General features: G+C 52.2%; 1 protein-coding gene and 1 pseudogene. Both read right to left on the bottom strand.

Going from position 1 to position 201, the window contains the following annotated elements; translation table 11 throughout:
• A partial coding sequence (locus tag FDX22_RS31240) for a hypothetical protein (protein WP_255432948.1) occupies window positions 1-66 on the bottom strand: 66 nt, incomplete at its 3' end.
• A gap of 2 nt (window positions 67-68) precedes the next feature.
• Window positions 69-201, bottom strand: a pseudogene (locus tag FDX22_RS31235) (Sec-independent protein translocase TatB); the annotation flags it as partial.

Raw genomic sequence — 201 nt, 5'->3', positions numbered from 1 at the left:
GTTCAGGAGTCGCTTACGCAGCTCAATAAGATGCGTGATGAGCGGTTGAGTATCTTCTACAGACATGTTTACGGTTTATCACTCGACGAGGGTGAGGATTCGACAGCAGGTGCGGCAGGTTTCTTTTCCGCGTCCATCGACGTAACGGAAGCAGTGTCTTTCAACTCCGGCGTGTCAGCACCCGTGGATTCCGGTTTTTGC

It is taken from the genome of Citrobacter sp. TBCS-14 (assembly GCF_005280805.1).
Classification (GTDB): Bacteria; Pseudomonadota; Gammaproteobacteria; order Enterobacterales; family Enterobacteriaceae; genus Citrobacter; species Citrobacter gillenii.
The sequence above is the reverse complement of the archived record's forward strand: the minus strand, read 5'-3'. Positions and strand labels throughout refer to the sequence as shown.